The organism is Synechococcus sp. R8-2, from assembly GCF_047461715.1.
Classification (GTDB): domain Bacteria; phylum Cyanobacteriota; class Cyanobacteriia; order Thermostichales; family Thermostichaceae; genus Thermostichus.
Window position 1 is genome coordinate 1 of record NZ_JANSHQ010000326.1, and the last position, 1,506, is coordinate 1,506.

2 protein-coding genes are annotated in these 1,506 nt (G+C 62.8%); one reads left to right on the forward strand and one right to left on the reverse strand.

The features are described from left to right. Positions 1–647 (forward strand): sulfate/molybdate ABC transporter ATP-binding protein (locus tag NW819_RS08350; RefSeq protein ID WP_414413474.1); only part of this gene is annotated, 647 nt, incomplete at its 5' end. A 16-nt stretch (positions 648–663) separates the two neighbouring features. On the opposite strand, the gene cobJ is transcribed toward NW819_RS08350, so the two are convergent. Further along, positions 664–1,506 (reverse strand): precorrin-3B C(17)-methyltransferase (cobJ, locus tag NW819_RS08355; protein WP_414413475.1); only part of this gene is annotated, 843 nt, incomplete at its 5' end.

Here is a 1,506-nt window from a genome sequence, read left to right on the forward strand (position 1 = left end):
AGCAGCAGCGGGTGGCCTTGGCGCGAGCGTTGGCTTCTGAGCCGGAGATCTTGCTGCTAGATGAGCCTTTTTCTGCTTTGGATGCCCACCTGCGCAGCCAACTGGAGCAGGAGATGGGGGAAATCCTAGCGGGCTACAAGGGAGTCACGCTTTTGGTAACCCACAACATTGAGGAAGCCTTCCGCCTCTGCGGGGATCTGGCTGTAATGGAGCAGGGACGAATCATTGTCCAGGGGGACAAGCACCAGCTTTTTGAGGCTCCCCCCTGCCTCAGCGTGGCGCAACTGACGGGCTGCAAAAACATCTCGCGGGCCAAGCTCCTGGGCCCTCAACGGGTGCTGGCCTTGGATTGGGGCTGTGAGCTGCAGGTACAGGGATCCCCAGCCGGAGAATACATCGCCATCCGCGCCCACCACCTCACCTTCAGGCCCGACGGGAAGCTGCCCAACACGTTTCCGGCTTGGCTGGTGAAGTGGAGCGAGACCCCCCACCGACTGACTCTCTTCTTTAGGCTGGGCAGCCCTCCTGCCCACAGCCAGGACTATCACCTGCAAGCCGAGGTGTGGCGGGAGCGCTGGCGAGAGGTGGAGACTTGGGGATCCCCCTGGTGGCTACAGTTGGATCCCCGGCATCTGAGGGTGTTTTGAGTCTGGAGCCCAGGAGTCAGGTGGGCTCGCCCAAGCGGTAGCCCCGCGGGGTAATCAGCCGGTCTCCATGGCGAAAGGTCTGAGAGTTGCCGATAAGAACCAGGGTGAGCATGTCCACCTGCTCTGGATCCAGCTCCCCCAGGGTGGTGAGGTGGAGGGTTTCGCCGGGGCGGTAGAGGTTGCGGGCCAAAGCCACGGGGGTATGGGCGGGTCGGGCCTGCAGAAAGATCTGTAGAGCCTTGAAGAAGGGATCCAGCCGCTGCCGCGAGCGGGGGTTGTAGAGGGCCACCACAAAATCGGCAGCTGCAGCCGCCTGCAGGCGTTTTGCAATCACTGGCCAGGGGGTAAGCAGATCCGAGAGGGAAATGGCGCAGAAGTCGTGCATCAGCGGAGCCCCCAGCCGGGCAGCAGCCGCCTGGAAGGCAGAGATCCCCGGCAGCACCTCCAGAGAAGGGCGGATCCCATCCCAGCCAGAGCGGACCAAGCACTCCAGCACCAAGCCCGCCATGCCGTAAATGCCGGCATCCCCCGAAGAAATCACCGCCACCTTCAGCCCCTGCTGCGCCCAAGCAATCGCCCGTTCGGCTCGCTGCAGCTCTTGGGTAATGGGAGAGGCCTCCCGGATTTGGCCGGGGTGCAAAAGGGGATCCACCAGATCCAGATAAAGCTGGTAGCCAACAACCACATCGGCCTGAGTTAAAGCCATACGGGCAGCCAAAGTCAATTGACCCAGATCCCCAGGACCAGTGCCGATGAGCCAGAGGTGGCCGCTGCGAGGGGAATACTCCTGCGCCGCGCGGGCAATGGCCAGGGTGCAGGCCCCTTCGGTTTCTGACGTGAAGACCTGCTTGGGGCAGAG